General features: G+C 74.2%; 12 protein-coding genes. 9 read left to right on the plus strand and 3 right to left on the minus strand.

Features of this window, described 5'->3' with window-relative positions:
• Window positions 1-29 precede the first annotated feature (29 nt).
• The 6 genes from QP090_RS20860 to QP090_RS20885 all read left to right on the plus strand — a co-directional run bounded on the left by QP090_RS20860 (window position 30) and on the right by QP090_RS20885 (window position 11556).
• The gene (locus tag QP090_RS20860; RefSeq protein WP_285940793.1) at window positions 30-941 is read left to right on the plus strand and encodes a TIGR03621 family F420-dependent LLM class oxidoreductase; all 912 of its coding nucleotides are present in this window, start codon (window positions 30-32) and stop codon (window positions 939-941) included.
• A 189-nt stretch (window positions 942-1130) separates the two neighbouring features.
• A complete protein-coding gene (locus tag QP090_RS20865) occupies window positions 1131-3497 on the plus strand; it encodes a LuxR C-terminal-related transcriptional regulator (RefSeq protein WP_285940794.1) in 2367 nt (788 codons plus the stop codon).
• A gap of 103 nt (window positions 3498-3600) precedes the next feature.
• On the plus strand, window positions 3601-6078 hold the full coding sequence (locus tag QP090_RS20870; protein ID WP_285940795.1) for an ATP-binding protein: 2478 nt from the start codon (window positions 3601-3603) through the stop codon (window positions 6076-6078).
• A 61-nt stretch (window positions 6079-6139) separates the two neighbouring features.
• Window positions 6140-8419: an FdhF/YdeP family oxidoreductase gene (locus tag QP090_RS20875; RefSeq protein ID WP_285940796.1), complete on the plus strand. Its 2280-nt coding sequence runs from the start codon at window positions 6140-6142 to the stop codon at window positions 8417-8419.
• A gap of 82 nt (window positions 8420-8501) precedes the next feature.
• A complete protein-coding gene (locus tag QP090_RS20880) occupies window positions 8502-10802 on the plus strand; it encodes an ATP-binding protein (protein WP_285940797.1) in 2301 nt (766 codons plus the stop codon).
• Between the two features lie 85 nt (window positions 10803-10887).
• Window positions 10888-11556 (plus strand): DUF1707 domain-containing protein, encoded by a 669-nt coding sequence (locus tag QP090_RS20885; RefSeq protein ID WP_285940798.1) that lies wholly within the window; start codon window positions 10888-10890, stop codon window positions 11554-11556.
• 24 nt (window positions 11557-11580) lie between these two features.
• Here QP090_RS20885 and QP090_RS20890 read toward each other — a convergent pair whose 3' ends face one another.
• The 3 genes from QP090_RS20890 to QP090_RS20900 form a co-directional block, all read right to left on the minus strand.
• Window positions 11581-12345, minus strand: a complete 765-nt coding sequence (locus tag QP090_RS20890; RefSeq protein WP_285940799.1) for a hypothetical protein — start codon at window positions 12343-12345, stop codon at window positions 11581-11583.
• Between the two features lie 76 nt (window positions 12346-12421).
• On the minus strand, window positions 12422-13879 hold the full coding sequence (locus QP090_RS20895) for an amidase (RefSeq protein ID WP_285940800.1): 1458 nt from the start codon (window positions 13877-13879) through the stop codon (window positions 12422-12424).
• Between the two features lie 2 nt (window positions 13880-13881).
• A complete protein-coding gene (locus QP090_RS20900; protein WP_285940801.1) occupies window positions 13882-14916 on the minus strand; it encodes a D-2-hydroxyacid dehydrogenase in 1035 nt (344 codons plus the stop codon).
• Between the two features lie 259 nt (window positions 14917-15175).
• On the opposite strand from QP090_RS20900, the gene QP090_RS20905 reads away from it, so the two are divergent.
• The 3 genes from QP090_RS20905 to QP090_RS20915 all read left to right on the plus strand — a co-directional run bounded on the left by QP090_RS20905 (window position 15176) and on the right by QP090_RS20915 (window position 17258).
• Window positions 15176-15658: a DUF3830 family protein gene (locus QP090_RS20905; protein WP_285941389.1), complete on the plus strand. Its 483-nt coding sequence runs from the start codon at window positions 15176-15178 to the stop codon at window positions 15656-15658.
• 12 nt (window positions 15659-15670) lie between these two features.
• Window positions 15671-16432 carry a maleate cis-trans isomerase family protein gene (locus tag QP090_RS20910; RefSeq protein WP_285940802.1) on the plus strand — a complete coding sequence of 254 codons (762 nt, stop codon included), beginning with the start codon at window positions 15671-15673 and terminating at the stop codon, window positions 16430-16432.
• 73 nt (window positions 16433-16505) lie between these two features.
• On the plus strand, window positions 16506-17258 hold the full coding sequence (locus QP090_RS20915; RefSeq protein WP_285940803.1) for a maleate cis-trans isomerase family protein: 753 nt from the start codon (window positions 16506-16508) through the stop codon (window positions 17256-17258).
• The last annotated feature ends 5 nt before the right edge of the window (window positions 17259-17263 follow it).

A 17263-nucleotide genomic window follows, 5' to 3' on the forward strand; every position in this document is an offset into this window, starting at 1 on the left:
GAGCAAGCGCTTGGTATACACTGCCCCGCATGCGACCGTTCCGCTTCGCCGCGGTGATCCGGATGGCGGGCTCGGCCCGGGAGTGGGCCGAGCGGGCGCGCCGCCTGGAGGACTCCGGCTTCGGCGCGCTGCTCGTCCCCGACCACCTGACCGGCCCGCGCTTCGCGCCGGTCGCGGCGATGACCGCGGCGGCCTGCGCCACCTCCCGGCTGAAGATCGGCACGCTGGTCCTGGCCAACGACTACCGGCACCCGGCCGTCCTCGCCAAGGAGGCCGCGACCGTGGACGTGCTGTCGGACGGGCGGCTGGAGTTCGGCCTCGGCACCGGCTGGATGGCCGCCGACTACGACGCCGCCGGCCTGCGCCTCGACCCGCCGGGCGCGCGGATCGACCGGCTCGCCGAGGCGATCGAGGTCGTCAAGAGCCTGTGGCGGGGCGGTCCGGTCACCCACGCGGGCGAGCACTACCGCCTCGACGGCCTGGAGCAGCTCCCCCTCCCCGTCCAGCGCCCAGGGCCGCCGCTGATGCTGGGCGCGGGCGGCGCGCGGATGCTGCGGCTGGCCGCGCGCGAGGCCGACATCGTCAACCTGACCATGCGGGTGCGGGCGGACGGGTCGGGCCCCGACACCGCCGACGGCGGCCCCGGCGCGTTCCGCCGCAAGGTCGGCATCGTCCGGGACGCGGCCGGCGACCGGTTCGGCTCCCTCGAGCTCGGCACCTCGATCCTGCGGCTCGGGCCGGGCGGCGCGACCGCCGCGTGGAGCGCCGCCGACCCGGCCGCGCAGGCCGACACCCCGCAGGTCCTCACCGGCGGGCCCGGCGAGATCGCCGACCGGCTGCGCGGCTGGCGGGACGAGCTCGGGCTGTCCTACTACGTGCTGCACCACGAGACGGACCTGGAGGCGTTCACCCCGGTCGTGGCGGCCCTCGCCGGCACCTGATCCGGACCGCCCGGAACCGCGTCCAGAACCGCATCCGAACCCCGTCCGAGCCTCCTCCCGGCACCCACCGGACCGGACCGGTGACCGGAACCTGACAGCCGCGCGAAAGTTGATCGTGATCGGCCCTGCCGCCGGGCCGCGCGGGGTTAGGCTGCGGGCGTCCAAATAAAGATCTTCCCAGGGCGGCCCATGTCCGACCGTGCGGCGCGTCCCCGGCCGGCCGCGCTCCCCGCCGAGGTGAGCCGGTTCGTCGGCCGGCGGCGCGAGCTGATGGTGATCGAGGAGGCACTCGGCCGCTCGCGGCTGGTGACGCTGGTCGGCGTCGGCGGGGTCGGCAAGACCCGGCTCGCGCTGCGCGCCGCCACCCGGATGCGCGACACCTTCGCCGACGGGGCGCTGTTCGTCGAGCTGTCGGCGCTGCGCAAGCCCGAGCTGCTCGCCCGCACCGTCGCCGCGGCGCTGCGGCTGCCGGACCAGACCGCCGGCGATCCGCTGGACCTGCTGGCCGGACGGCTCACCGACCGGCACCTGCTGCTGGTGCTCGACACGTGCGAGCACCTGGTGGACGCCTGCGCGCCGCTGGTCGGGGAGCTGCTGCACGCGGCGCCGCGGCTGTGCGTGCTGGCGACCAGCCGGGAGCCGCTCGACGTCACCGGCGAGCACACCCTGCTCGTCCCGCCGCTCGACACCGTCCAGCGCACCACCGCCGGACGGCCGGGCGCCGGACGCGCGGGCGAGGAGCGCGGCGGGACCGACGCCGACTGCGAATCGGTCCGGCTGTTCGCCGACCGCGCCGAGGCCATGGTCCCCGGCTTCGCGCTGACATCGGACAACAGGGAGGCGGTGGCCCGGCTGTGCAGCAGGCTGGAGGGCCTGCCGCTGGCGATCGAGCTGGCCGCGGTGCGGCTGCGGGTGATGTCGGTGGAGCAGATCGACGCGCGGCTCGGCGACCGGTTCCGGCTCCTCGGCACCAGCCGGGCGGGACGCGACCGGCACCAGACGCTGCGCGCCGCCGTGGGCTGGAGCCACGAGCTGTGCACCCCCGCCGAGCGGGCGCTGTGGGCGCGGCTGTCGGTGTTCCCCGGCGACTTCGACCTCAAGGCCGCCGAGCACGTCTGCGCCGGCGGCGACCTGCCCGCCGCCGACCTGTTCGACGTGCTCGGCCGGCTCGTCGAGAAGTCGATCGTCCTGTGCGAGGACGGCGGGCGCCGCTACCGGATGCTCGACACGATCCGCGACTACGGCGCCGAGCACCTCGACGGCCTGGGCGAGCGCGACGCCCTGCGGCTGCGCCACCGCGACCACTACTTCGCGCTGGCGCGGCGGGCGATGACGGCGGCGGCGGGCGCCCGGCAGATCCCGGAGCTGCGGCGGCTGCGGGCCGAGAACGCCAACCTGCGGGTCGCCCTCGACCACGCCCTGTCCACGCCGGGGTCGGAACCGGACGCGCTGCGGCTCCTGGCCGGCCTGCAAACCTACTGGCTGGCGCTCGGCCTGTTCGGCGAGGCCAGGCACTGGTACGACCGGGCGCTCGCCGCCTGCCCGCCCCCCATGGCCGAACGCGGCTGGCCGTGCCACGCCGACGCCCTGTTCGCCGTCCTCCAGGGCGACCTCGCCACGGCCCGGCCGCTCCTGGACGAGGCGCAGCACCTCGCCGCCGGGGATCCCGAGCTCGAAGCCCACGTCCTGGAGACCCGCGCCCGGCTCGCCCTGTACGCCGACGACCTGCGGGAGGCCATCGCCCTCCACGAGCGGGCCCGCGCGATCTTCAACGGGATCGGCTACCGCGACCCGTACGCGATGGGCAACCACATGCTGCTCGCGTCCGCCCACCTGTTCGCGGGCGACATCGACCGCGCGCTGGCGTCCGCCGAGGAGGGGCTGGCGCTGTCCCGGGAGCGCGGCGACCAGTGGAGCCTGTCGTTCACCCTGTACGTCCGGGGCGGCGCTCACTGGATGCGCGGCGACATCGAGCGGGCGCACCGCGACGCGCTCGACGCGCTGAGCGTCAAGGAGGCGTTCGGCGACCTGTTCGGCATCACGATCAGCGTCGACCTGCTCAGCGCGTGCGCGATGTCGCGCGGCGACTTCGACCGGGCCGGCCTGCTGGTCGGGGCCGCCGGGGCGCTGTGGGAGACCCTGGGCGCCCCGATCCAGCTCGGCCCCCGGTACCTGGCCATCCGGGAGGGCGTCGAGAAGGGATGCCGCCAGGGCCTGGCCCCCGAGCGGTACGAGGAGGTCAGGGCGCGCGGCCGGGACCTCCCGGTCGAGCGGGTCATCGCGCTGGCCCGCGGCACCGGGCCGGTCGCGGGCCCGGACGGCGCGGACGGCGCGGACCGCGACGCCCGCGGGGACGGCGCGCAGAGCACGCTGACCAGGCGCGAGGCCGAGGTCGCCGGGCTGGTGGCGGAGGGGCTGCCGAACCGGGAGATCGCCGAGCGGCTCGGCATCGCCAAGCGGACCGCGGACTCGCACGTCGAGCACATCCTGGCCAAGCTCGGCTTCGCCTCCCGCATCCAGATCGCCGTCTGGGCCGAGCGTCGCGGCAAAGACTGACCCGCTGCGAGCACACGCCGCAACAAAGCCACTCCGGAGCGTACGATTCAGAGAATCCCGCCCGCGGACCTGGCGTCCGCGGGCCCCCGACCCCGAGGTGGCCATGACGACATCACTGGCGGCGGGTTCCCCCGATGCCCGCCCCGCGGGCAACCTGCCCGCCGAGGTGAGCAGCTTCATCGGGCGGCGCCAGGACCTGGCCGAGGTGAAGGCCGCGCTCGAACGGTCCCGGCTGGTGACGTTGTGCGGGGTCGGCGGGGTCGGCAAGACCCGCCTCGCGCTGCGCACCGCCGCCGACCTCGGCGGCCGGTTCGCCGACGGGGTGTGGCTGGTCGAGCTGTCGGCGCTGCGCGAGCCGGGCCCGCTGGCCCGCGCGGTGGGCGACGCGCTGCGGCTGCCCGGCGGCTACTCCGGCGACCCGCTCGACCTGCTCGCCGACCATCTCGCCGACCGGCACCTGCTGCTGGTGCTGGACACCTGCGAGCACCTCATCGACGCCTGCGCGACGCTCGCCGAGGTGCTGGCCCGCGCCGCGCCCCGGCTGCGCATCATCGTCACCAGCCGCGAACCGCTCGACGTGATCGGCGAGCACACGATCATGGTGTCGCCGCTCCCCGCTCCCGCTCCCGCCCCCGAGGACGCCCCCACAGACGCCGGCGCAGACGCCGGCACCGACACCGGCACCGGGGATTCCGACGGCGAAGCCGACGGCGACGCGATGCGGCTGTTCGCCGAGCGGGCCGCGGCGATGAAGCCCGGCTTCGCGCTGACCCCCGGCAACCGGCGGGCGGTGGCGCGGCTGTGCCACCGGCTCGACGGCATCCCGCTCGCGATCGAGCTGGCGGCCGTCCGGCTGCGGGTGATGTCGATCGAGCAGCTCGACCAGCGGCTGGACGACCGGTTCCGGCTGCTCGGCACGGCCCGCACCAGCCAGTACCGGCACCAGACGCTGCACGCCGCGATCGCCTGGAGCCACGAGCTGTGCACCACCGCCGAGCAGGCGCTGTGGGCGCGGCTGTCGGTGTTCCCCGGCGACTTCGACCTGGAGGCCGCCGAGCACGTCTGCGCCGACGCCCCCGTCCCTCCCGCCGACGACGCCCCCGACGGCACGGTGCCCGACGGCACGGTGCCCGACGCCACGGTGCTCGACCCCACGGCGCTCGACCCCACGGTGCCCGCCCACGATCTGCTCGACGTGCTGACGCGGCTGGTCGAGAAGTCGGTGGTGCGGTACGAGCGGACGCGGGGCCGCTACCGGATGCTCGACACCATCCGCGAGTTCGGCGCCGAGCTCCTCGAGCAGTCCGGCGGGCGCGACGGACACGCGCGGCGGCACCACCGGCACTACGCCGCGCTGTCCGAACGCGCCGCCGAGGCGCGGCTCAGCGGCGCCCAGCTCGGCTGGGCCCGCAGGCTGCGCGCCGAGGTCCCCAACCTGCGGGCGGCGCTGGAGTGGACGCTGAACACCCCCGGCGAGGCGTCCTCGGGCCTGCGGCTGGCCGCCTCGCTGCGGCACTACTGGTACTCCACCGGCCAGTTCAACGAGGGGCGCGACTGGTGCCAGCGGGTGCTGGCGGCCACGACGGGCGTCACCGCCGAACGCGGCTGGACGGCGTACGGGGTGGGGCTGTTCGCCGTCCTCCAGGGCGACCTGGCCGACGCCGGGCCGCTGCTGGCCGAGGCCGCCGAGGCCGCCGGCACGCTCGGCGACGCCGACCTGTGGGCGCACGCCGTCCACGAGCGCGGCCGTTCGGCGTTCTACGCCGGCGACATCGAGAAGGCGCTCGGGTGCTACCGCGAGACGCAGGCGATCTACGAGCGCGACGGGCACCGCGATCCGGACGCCCTCACGATCTACACCGACCTCGGGTCCGCGCTGGCCCTGCTCGGTGACCTGGACGGCGCGCTGCGCGCCTGCGAGCAGGGGCTGGCGGCGTGCGAGGCGACCGGCGAGCAGTGGGCCCGCGCGTTCGCGCTGTGGATGCGCGGCGCGACGCACTACCTGGGCGGCGCGATCGACGCCGCCGCCCGGGACGCACGCGAGAGCCTGCTGATCGTGGAGGCGTTCAACGACCAGGTCGCCGCCACGATGTGCCTCGACCTGCTGATGGTGTGCGCGGTCTCCCGCGACGAGTACGAGCGGGCCGCGGTCCTCGCCGGCGCCACCGCCGGGATGTGGCAGGCGCTGCGCGCGCCGATCCAGCGCGGGCCGCACTACGCGGGGCTGCGCGACGCCGGGGTCGACGCGGCGCGGGCGGCGCTCGGCGACGAGCGGCTGCGCACCGCGCAGGACGCGGGCCGCGCCCTGCCGGTCGGCGAGGCGATCGCCCTCGCCCTCGACCCGGCCCGCGCGCCCGACCTGCCGCCGCCGCCCGGGTCGGCGGTGACGGTGCTGACCCGGCGCGAGCGGCAGGTCGCCGAGCTGGTCGCCGAGGGGCTGTCCAACCGCGAGATCGCGGAACGGCTGATCATCGCCAAGCGGACCGTCGACTCGCACGTGGAGCACATCCTGGCCAAGCTCGGCGTCAGCTCGCGCACGCAGGTCGCCACGCGGACCGGCCGGCCGGCCCGCACCTCGTGAGCGCCGCCCGCGACGTGCGACAGTGGGACCAGGCCCCGCCCCGACCCCGAGGATGTGCGTGATGAGCCGTGAGGCGCCGCAGGACGACTTCGACGACGCCGCGCTGGAGGTGACCGCGCCCGAGGACTGGGCGGCCGGCGTCCCGGGGGTCGCCGCGGCGCTGCGCGACTCCTACGAGCAGATGGGGGTGCGCCGCACCGCGCTGACGCTGCTGCGGGTCAACCAGAAGAAGGGGTTCGACTGCCCCGGCTGCGCCTGGCCCGAGGGCGACCACCGGCACGTCGCCGAGTTCTGCGAGAACGGCGCGAAGGCCGTCGCCGAGGAGGCCACCACCCGGCGGATCACCCGGGAGTTCTTCGCCCGGCACACCGTGGCGGAGCTGGCCGGGCGGTCCGACCACTGGCTCGGGCAGCAGGGCCGGCTGACCGAGCCGATGATCAAACGGACCGGGTCCGAGCACTACGAGCCGGTCGGGTGGGACGAGGCGGTCGCGCTGGTCGCCGCCGAGCTGAACGCGCTCGGCTCCCCCGACGAGGCGGTCTTCTACACCTCGGGCCGCACCAGCAACGAGGCCGCGTTCGCCTACCAGCTCTTCGTCCGCGCGTTCGGCACCAACAACCTGCCCGACTGCTCCAACATGTGCCACGAGTCGTCGGGGTCGGCGCTGACCGAGACGCTCGGCGTCGGCAAGGGCTCGGTGCTGCTGGACGACCTCTACCAGGCCGACCTGATCTTCGTCGTCGGGCAGAACCCCGGCACCAACCATCCGCGGATGCTGTCCGCGCTGGAGTGCGCCAAGAAGTCCGGCGCCCGGATCATCGCGGTCAACCCGCTGCCCGAGGCCGGACTGATCCGGTTCAAGAACCCGCAGCGGCCCGGCGGGCTGGCCGGGCGGGGCACCCGGCTCGCCGACCGGTTCCTCCAGATCCGGCTGAACGGCGACCTGGCGCTGTTCCAGGCGCTCAACCGGATGCTGCTGGAGTCGGACGCCCCCGGCGCGGTCGACCGCGCCTTCGTCGAGGAGCACACCGCCGGGTTCGCGGAGTTCGAGGAGCACGTCCGGGCGCTCGACTGGGACAAGGTGCTGGAGGCCACCGGGCTGACCCGCGGCGAGATCGCCGCGACGCTCGGCGACGTGCTGGCCGCGGACCGCATCGTGGTGTGCTGGGCGATGGGGCTGACCCAGCACCGCAACTCGGTCCCGACGATCCGCGAGCTGGTCAACTTCCTGCTGCTGCGCGGCAACGTCGGCCGTCCCGGCGCGGGCGTCTGCCCGGTGCGCGGCCACTCCAACGTGCAGGGCGACCGCACGATGGGCATCTACGAGAAGCCCGCCCCCGCCTTCCTCGACGCGCTGGCCGAGGAGTTCGCGTTCGAGCCGCCGCGCGAGCACGGCCTCGACACCGTCGACGCGATCCGGGCCATGCGCGACGGGCGGGCCAAGGTCTTCTTCGCGATGGGCGGCAACTTCGTCCGCGCCACCCCCGACTCGGCGGTGACCGAGGCGGCGATGCGCGGCTGCCGGCTGACCGCGCAGGTCTCCACCAAGCTCAACCGCTCGCACGCGGTCACCGGCGAGCAGGCGCTGATCCTGCCGGCGCTCGGCCGCACCGAGCGCGACGTGCAGGCGGGCGGCGCGCAGTTCGTGTCGGTCGAGGACTCGATGGGCATGGTGCACGCCTCGCGCGGACGGCTCGCGCCGGCGTCCCCGCGGCTGCGGTCGGAGGTCGCGATCGTGTGCGCGCTGGCCCGCGCCACGCTGGCCGGCTCGTCCATCGGCTGGGCCGCGATGGAGCGCGACTACGACGTGATCCGCGACCACGTGTCGCGGGTCGTGCCCGGGTTCGAGGGCTACAACGCCAAGGTGCGCGAGCCCGGCGGGTTCACGCTGCCGCACGCGCCGCGCGACGAGCGGAGGTTCCCCACCGCGACGGGCAAGGCCAACTTCACGGCGAACCCGCTCGAGGTGCTGCGGGTCCCGGAGGGCCGGCTGCTGTTGCAGACGGTGCGCAGCCACGACCAGTACAACACCACCATCTACGGGCTGGACGACCGGTATCGCGGCGTCAAGGCGGGCCGCCGGGTGGTCTTCGTCCATCCGGGCGACCTGGAGGCGCTCGGGCTGGCGGACGGCGCGATGGTCGACCTGGTGTCGGAGTGGTCCGACGGGGTGGAGCGACGCGCCGAGCGATTCCGGACCATCGCGTACGCGACCGCGCGCGGCTGCGCCGCCGCGTACTTCCCCGAGACCAACGTGCTGGTCCCGCTCGACAGCACCGCCCAGGTCAGCAACACCCCCACGTCGAAGTCGGTCGTCGTGCGGCTGGAGCCGGCCGGCTGAGGGTGTTGCCCGCGAGCCCCCTGTCCCGACCGGAACTCCGGCATACGATATGTACGCTCCCCACGTTCCGATCGAGGTGGCCGTGACGGTTCTGGCTGAGAAGGCGGGCGCGGGCAACCTGCCGGCCGAGGTGACCAAGTTCATCGGCCGGCGGCGCGAACTCGCCGAGGCCAAGCAGGTGCTGGCGCGCACCCGGCTGCTGACCCTCACCGGGGTCGGCGGGGTCGGCAAGACCCGGCTGGCGGTGCGGCTGGCGACCGACCTGCGCCGCTCGTTCGCCGACGGGGTGTGGCTGGTCGAGCTGTCGGCGCTGCACGAGCCCGAGCTGCTGCCGCGCACCGTCGCCGACGCCCTCCAGCTCCCCGGCCAGACGGCCGGGGCCCCGCTCGACCGGCTCTCCGACCATCTGGCCGACAAGCGGCTGCTGCTGCTGCTGGACACCTGCGAGCACCTCGTCGACGGGTGCGCGCTGCTGTCGGAGGTGCTGCTGCGCGCCGCGCCCGGCCTGCGCATCCTGACCACCAGCCGCGAGCCGCTCGACGTGATGGGCGAGCACAACCTGATGATCCAGCCGCTGCCGGTCTCCGGCGGCCCCGGCGAGGACGACGCGGTGGCGCTGTTCGCCGACCGCGCCGAGGCGATGGCGCCCGGCTTCGCGCTCAGCGGCGACAACCGCGACACGGTGACCCGGCTGTGCCGCCGGCTCGACGGCATCCCGCTCGCGATCGAGCTGGCCGCGGTGCGGCTGCGCACCATGTCGGTCGAGCAGCTCGAGGCGCGGATCGACGACCGGTTCCGGCTGCTCGGCACCAGCCGCGCGGGCCGCGACCGGCACCGCACGCTGCGCGCCGCGATCGAGTGGAGCCACGAGCTGTGCACCCCCGACGAGCAGGCGCTGTGGGCGCGGCTCTCGGTCTTCCCCGGCGACTTCGACCTGACCGCCGCCGAGGGCGTCTGCGGCGGTGACGAGGTCGCCGCCGACGGGCTGTTCGAGGTGCTGGGCCGGCTGGTGGAGAAGTCGATCGTGCTGTGCGAGCGCGACGGCCGCCGCTACCGCATGCTCGACACCATCCGCGAGTACGGCGCCGAGCGGCTCGCCGAGCTCGGCGAGGGCCCGGCGCTGCGCCGCCTGCACCGCGACCACTACCTCGACCTGGCCGTGCAGGCCCGCAACGCGGCGCTCGGCGCCGACCAGCTCGGCTGGCTGATCAGGCTCCGCGACGAGAACGCTAACCTGCGGGTCGCGCTGGAGTACTCGCTGTCCTCGCCCGACGAGGAGGCCACCGGCCTGCGCCTGACCATCGTCCTCCAGCACTACTGGATGTGCCTGGGGCTGTTCGCCGAGGCGCGGCGCTGGCACGAGCGGGCGCTGGGGATCGCCTCCGCCTCCCCGCGCGACCGCGCCGTGGTCGGCTACGGCGCCGCGATGGTCGCCGTCCAGCAGGGCGAGCCCGACTACGCCCGGCCGCTGTTCGCCGCCGCGCTGGAGGCCGGCGACGACGAGCTGCGGGCGCACGCGCTGCACGGGCAGGCCCTGATCGCCCTGTTCGAGGGGCACCTCGACGAGGCGCGCGCGCATCTGGAGGAGGCCCGCGCCGCGTTCGACGAGATCGGCTACAACGACCCCCTCGCGCTGCTCACCGGGCCGCACCTGTCGACGGTGCTGCTGCTCCAGGGCCTCGAGGACGAGGCCCTGGCCGTCGCGCAGGAGACCGTCCGCGGCGGTGAGGAGACCGGAGAGTGCTGGAACCACTCGTTCGCGCTCTACGCCCGGGGCGCGGCGCACTGGTGGCTCGGCGAGCACGACAAGGCCGTCCAGGACCTGCTGGCCTGCCTGCGCATCAAGGAGTCGCTCGGCGACCAGCTCGGCATCACCCTCGCCCTCGACCTACTGACCCCGGCCTCGGTGGTGGGCGGCGAGAACGAGCGGGCGGCGATGCTGCTGGGCGCCACCGACACGATGTGGCGGACGCTCGGCGCGTCCGGCCAGTACGGGCCGCACTACATGCAGCGGCGCGCGACGTCCGAGCGGGCGGTGCTGCGGCGGCTCCCGCGGCGGCCGTTCGAGGACGCCAAGCGGCGCGGCGCGGGCCTGTCGGTCGCCGAGGCGATCGCGCTGGCCCGCGGCGAGACCGCGTCCGACGCCGCGCCCGGGGCGGCCGACGCGCCCGCCGCCGACCCGCTGACCGTCCGCGAGCGGCAGGTCGCCGCGCTGGTCGCCGAGGGCCTGTCCAACCGCGAGATCGCGGAACGGCTGATCATCGCCAAGCGGACCGTCGACTCGCACGTGGAGCACATCCTGGCCAAGCTCGGGTTCAACTCGCGCACCCAGATCGCCACCTGGAACGAGCGCCGCGACCGGGCCGCCGGCCCCCGGGCCTGACCCGCCGCCGGTACCGGCCGCGACACGCCGCGACGACCTGGACCGGCGGCTCCCCGCCGCGCCCCGGCTGCTTTAGGCTCGGTCCATGACGAACCTCCCCGATCGGGCGGACTCCCCCAACCCGCCCGAGATGCGCGCGTCCGACACCGACCGTGACCGTGTCGCGCAGATCCTGCGGGACGCGGCGGGCGACGGACGGCTGACGCTGGAGGAGCTCGACGAGCGCTTGGACCTGGTCTACGCCGCCAAGACCTACGCCGACCTGGAGCCCGTCACCCGGGACCTGCCGGCGGCCGGCTCCCCCGGCCCGTCCGTCCCCGTCACCGGCCGCGCGCCCGGCTTCGCCCCGGTCCCCGACGCCCCCTCATGGAAGAGCGGCGTCGCCGTCATGGCCGAGTTCAAGCGGCAGGGCGTCTGGAACGTCCCGGCGGTCTTCACCGCCTTCGCCTTCTGGGGCGGCGGCAAGATCGACCTGCGCGAGGCCCGGTTCAGCGAGAACGAGGTGCGGATCCGCGCCTTCGCCGTCATGGGCGGCATCGACGTGATCGCCCCCGAGGACCTCACCGTGCACGTCACGGGCATCGGGATCATGGGCGGCTTCGAGCACGACGCCAGCGGCCCCGGCGCCGCCGGCGCCCCCCGGGTGATCGTCTCCGGCTTCTCCTTCTGGGGCGGCGTCAGTGTGAAGCGCAAGGCCCGCCGCGAGGAGAAGCGCCTCCGCAGGGAGCAGCGCCGGCGCGAAGAGCTCGAGTAGCCCGCGAGCAGCCCCGGCGGCCGGTCACCGAGGCGCCAGCTTGCTCCCGGGGTAGGGGCTGAGCAGGGTCTCGCGCCAGGGGCCGTCGAGGTATTCGCGGGCTCGTTTGCGCCAGCTCAGCAGGCGGTGGTCGGGCTCGACCCCGTCGTCCAGGCCGAGGGCGGCGTCGCGGGCCCGCTGGAGGCCGAGGTGGGCGTCGATGCCGGTGCCCCAGAGCGTGACCACCTCGGTGTCGCAGAACTGCACCTCGTAGGCGCCCGCGAGCCGGTGGCCGTGCTCGGCGAGGACCGGGGCCCGCTCCTCGCGCACCGCGGCCAGGTAGTCGAGCGCGGCGCCGGGACGGACCTGGGCGCTCTCGAACAGGTACAGCGGCGCGGCGTAGCCCTCGGCGACCAGGTCCGCCAGGGCCGGGCCGCCGGGGGCCGCGCCGAGCGGGCGGGAGAACGCGCCGTGCCGCAGGTCGTCGATGTCGGACAGGAACAGGTTCTGCTGGACGTCGTCGTAGATCTCCAGCATCTGCCGCCAGCCGCCCTCCCAGCCGCCGTGGCAGTCCCAGAGCGTGACCACCTTGAACTGCGGGTGGCCGGTGATGCCGACCGCGTAGAAGGCGCCCACCAGGTCGATGTCGCGGGACCTGATGGACAGTCCCTCGGTCAGCTCGTGCGCGCCCTCGGCGAGCCGGTCGTCCTCCTGCTTGTAGGCGGTGAGCCAGCGCAGGTACTCCAGCGGCCTGCGCGAGTTCATCGGGTGGAACTCGACCTCTTCGAGCAGGTAGATGCCGCGGCGCACGGGGCCTCCCGGAAGACAAGCAGATGCTTGTTCGGGACACTAGACACTCCGGGGACCCCGCGCAACGGCGGCGCCCCTACGTCCGGGGAAGCGCCGGACGGGCGCCGTGCCACGGCCGGGCCCGCTCGTAGGCCCGGCACGCGGCCAGCACCAGCGCGTCGGAGTGCCGCGGGCCGACCACCTGGAGGCCGACCGGCAGCCCCGCCGGAGTGAAGCCGCAGGGCAGGCTGGCCGCCGGCTGCTGGGTCATGTTGAACGGGTAGGTGAACGGGGTCCAGCTCGTCCAGCGCGGCGAGGCGCTCCCCGGCGGCACCTCCACGCCCGCCTCGAACGCGGCGATCGGCATGGTCGGGGTGAGCAGCAGGTCGTACTCGTCGTGGAACCGGCCCATCAGCCGGCCGAGCTCCATCCGGCCGGCGGTCGCCTCCAGGTAGTCGCTCGCCGAGTACCGGGCGCCCTGCTCGCAGATCTCCCGGAGCCCGGGGTCGAGCTCGGCGCGCTGCGCGGCGGTCAGGTGCTCGACCACCTTGGCGGCGCCGGCGAACCACAGCGTCTCGAAGTCGGCGACCGGGTCGGCGAACCCGGGGTCGACCAGCTCGACCTCGGCGCCGAGGTCGGCGAAGACCCGCGCCGCGGCGGCGACCGGCCCGGCGACCTCCGGGTCGACCGAGGCGAACCCGAGCGTCGGACTGAACGCCACGCGCAGCCCGCGCAGGTCGTCGACGTCCACCGCGGCGAAGGAGCCGGGCGGCGGCGGGAGCGCCGACCAGTCGCGGCTGTCGTGGCCGCAGACCACGTCCATGAGCAGCGCGGCGTCGGCCACCGTCCGGGTGATCGGGCCGACGTGCGCGAGCGTGCCGAACGGGCTCGCCGGGAAGTGCGGGATCCGGCCGTAGGTCGGCTTAAGGGTGAACGTGCCGGTGAACGAGGCGGGGATGCGCACCGAGCCGCCGCCGTCGGTGCCGAGCGCCAGCGGCGCCATGCCCGCCGCGACGGCCGCGGCGGCGCCGCCGCTGGACCCGCCGGCCGTGCGGGAGGGGTCCCAGGGGTTGCGGGTGATGCCGTCGAGGGGGTTGTCGGTGACGCCCTTCCAGGCGAACTCGGGGGTGGTGGTCTTGCCGACCATGACCGCGCCCTGCTCACGCAGCCGCGCCACCGAGGGCGCGTCCTCGGTCCAGGGCCCGGCGGGGTCGACCGAGCGGGAGCCGCGCAGGGTGGGCCAGTCGCGGGTGATCAGCACGTCCTTGATCGAGACGGGCACGCCGTCCAGCTCGCCGCGGGGCTCGCCGCGCCGCCACCGCTCGGCGGACGCGGCGGCGGCGGTCAGCGCGCTCTCGGGGTCGATCAGGCAGAACGCGTTCACCGCGGGGTCGGCCCGGTCGATCCGTTCGAACACGGCCTCGGCGGCCTCGACCGGGGAGAGCCGCCCGGAGCGGTAGGCCGCCGCGAGCTCGGTCGCGCTCAGGTCGGCGATCGCGGTGTCGCTGGACGAAGCGGTGTCGGTGGACGAAGTGGACGTGGTGGCGCCTGACATCGTCATCCCCTCTGATCTGCGTGCGGGACGGGCGTGGAGGCGGAGCTGACGTAGCCGAGCCGCTTGTCGACGACGTTGCGGAGCGGCTGGTCGTGCCGGTAGCGGTCGAGGTTGTCGGCGAACAGGCGGACCAGGTCGGTCCGCCAGCCGACGACGTCGCCCGACATGTGCGGGGAGACGATCACGTTGGGCAGGTCCCAGAGCGCCGAGGGAGTGGGCAGCGGCTCGTCGACGAAGACGTCCAGCGCGGCGCCGGCGATCGTGCCCGCGCGCAGCGCCTCGACCAGGTCGTCCTGGACCACCAGCGGTCCCCGGCCGACGTTGATCAGCCGCGCGCCCGGCCGCATCCGGGCGAGCGCGGCGGCGTCGATCATGCCACGGGTCGCGTCGGTGAGCGGCGCGGCCAGCACCACGTAGTCGGCCTCGGCGAGCGCCTCGCCGAGCCGCTCCATCGGGAGCACCTCGCCGAGGTCGGGGTCCGCCGCGCGGGCGGTGCGGCCGATGCCGCCGACCCGCAGCCCGGCGGCGCCGAGCCGGCGGCCGATCGCCCGGCCGATCGGCCCGGTCCCGACGACCAGGGCGCGGGCGCCCGTGAGCCGCTCGGTCTCGCGGTGCCGCCAGGTCCGCTCGGCCTGGAGCCGCAGCGTGGTGTGCAGGTCCTTGGCGAAGGCCAGGACCAGGCCGAGGACGTACTCGGCGATCGGCTCGTCGAAGATCCCGCGCGAGTTGGTGACCACCGTGCCGGACTCGACCAGCTCGGGGAACAGCAGCCGGTCGACGCCGGCGCTGGCGATGTGCACCCAGCCCGGCCCGCCCTCCGCGGGCCACGCCCGGCGCAGCGCCTCGGACCAGAAGTCGTACATGAACAGGATCTCGGCGTCCGGTAGCGCCGTTTCCAACTCTTTTTCTCGGACATAACGGACATTTGACATTTGCTCCACCGGGCCCATGCCGGGCGGCTCGTGATCGCCCCGCAGCACCAACACGCTGGGACGGGAGCCCCGAGTGCCGCCTGGATCTGACCGCTCCTGCTCCATCAGTGTCACTTTCCGTAGTGCCGAGTTAACGGGAATGCATCTCCCAAGGCATTGACACGCTAGGAAGCGTTCGTAGGATTGTCAACAATCAGCGTGGCCGCATAGAGCCAGGTGACCACGCTGATCACGTGCTGCAAGACCGTCGCAACCGTTCCCTCAGGCCAGGACGGGTCCCAAGGCGCTCGAACGAAGAGTCCTCTCGGGTGGGCGATCACATCGCCCGCCCCTGTGCACGGGGAGGCCCGGCATGCCGAAGTTCATGTCCATCTCACTGGAACGGCGCGGCGTATCCTGCGTCGCGGAACTACTTGAAAAGGACGCACCCAGGACCTGCGAAGCCGTCTGGAACGCCCTGCCGCTGCTCGGCGACGCCTACCACGCCAAGTACGCCCGCAACGAGGTCTACACGATGGTGGAGCGCTTCGCCCCGGAGGAGGTGGGGCAGGAGAACCCGACCGTCACCCCGATCCCCGGCGACGTCGTCTACTTCTCGTTCCCCGGGGGGATGCTCGACCGGGGGTTCAAGGAGGAGAAGGGGATCCACGAGCTGCCCGGGGTGATCGACCTCGCGATCTTCTACGGCCGCAACAACCTGCTGCTCAACGGTGATGTCGGCTGGGTGGTCGGCAACGTCTACGCGACGATCGTCGAGGGCCTCGACCGGATGGCCGAGGCGTGCAACGACGTCTGGCGCTCCGGCGCGGTCGGGGAACGCCTGGTCTACCGCCGGCACGAGTCCTGAGCGGCGGCCCGAATGACTTTCGACCCCAAGCTGGTCGTCGGCCCGGAGCTGCTGGCGCAGCACGGCATCGGGGTGGTCGCGCCGTTCGACTTCGCCCTCGACCGTGAGCTGTGGCGCTGGACGCCCGACGACGTGTCCCTCTTCATGACCCGGCTCCCCTACGTCCCGGTGCCGGTGACCGTCGAGATGGCCACGGCGCTGTCCGAGCAGCCGATCGTCCGGCAGGCGACCCGCGATGTGCTCGCCCCCGAACCCCTCGCCGTGGCGTACGCCTGCGCCTCGGGAAGCTTCATCCGCGGGGCGGAGGGCGAGCGGACGCTCACCCAGACGATGCTGGGGGCGGGCGCGCCCGCCGCCACCACATCCTCGGGCGCCCTGGTCGAGTCGCTACGGCTGCTCAACGCACGGCGGATCGCGGTCGTCACCCCCTACATCGACAGCGTCACCAGCCGGCTGATCTCCTTCCTCGCGGAGCACGGCATCGAGGTGGTGGCGTCCGTCGGGATGGGGCTGCTCAGCCACATCTGGAAGGTCGGGTACGGCGAGATCGTCAACGCCGTGTCCACCGTCGACCGGCCCGACGCCGAGGCGGTCTTCATCAGCTGCACCAACGTGCCGACCTACGACATCATCGCGCCGCTGGAGAAGATGCTGAACAAGCCGGTCCTCACCGCCAACCAGGTCACGATGTGCTCGGCGTTGCGCGCGATGGGCCGGCCCGCCGCCGGCTCCGACCAGTGGCTGGTGCAGCTCACCCGCCCCACGGCCGCCTGATCGGAGGGCTAGTTTCATGACAAATGGTACATTTGTTGACAATATTTCCGCTGACGGCCCGGACGGAGGATCGATGGGGCCGATCGCCGGCTTCCTCTACCCCGGCTACAGCGCCGAGGACGACTACCCCGTGATCGAGGGGATCCTCGGCGCGGAGGGCCGGCTGCCGGTGGTCCACACGGTCATGCGCGAGGACGCGCACCGGGTCGACGCGCTGCTCGACATCGGCGGCCCCGAGGTGCTGGCCGAAGGAGCCCGCGCGCTCCGCGAGAAGGGCGTGCGGGCCGCGGTGTGGGCCTGCACCAGCGGCAGCTTCGTGTTCGGCTGGGACGGCGCGGCCGAGCAGGTCAAGGGCGTCCAGGAGGCGGCGGGCGTGCCGGCCTCCAGCACCTCCTTCGCGTTCGTCAACGCGGCCCGTCACCTCGGGCTGCGGAAGGTCGCGGTCGCCGCGACCTACCCGGCCGACGTGGCCGAGCGCTTCGTCGAGTTCCTCGGGCACGCCGACATCGAGGTCGTCGCACTGTCCTGCCGCGGCATCGTCACCGCCGCCGAGGTCGGCACCCTCGGCCGGGACGAGGTGCTCGACTTCGTCGCGGCCAACGACCACCCGGACGCCGAGGCGGTGCTGGTGCCCGACACCGCGCTGCACAGCGTGGCCTGGCTCGACGAGCTGGAGGCGCGGCTCGGCAAGCCGGTGCTCACCGCCAATCAGGTGAGCGTCTGGGAGGGCCTGCGCCTCGCCGCCGGGCCACAGGCCGAGCCGCCATCCCGGCCCGGCCTGGGCCGGCTGTTCTCCGAGCCGGCCCGAACCAGCCAACGAAAATGAGGAAA

Source organism: Actinomadura xylanilytica (genome assembly GCF_030283145.1).
In the GTDB taxonomy this organism is placed as follows: domain Bacteria; phylum Actinomycetota; class Actinomycetes; order Streptosporangiales; family Streptosporangiaceae; genus Spirillospora; species Spirillospora xylanilytica.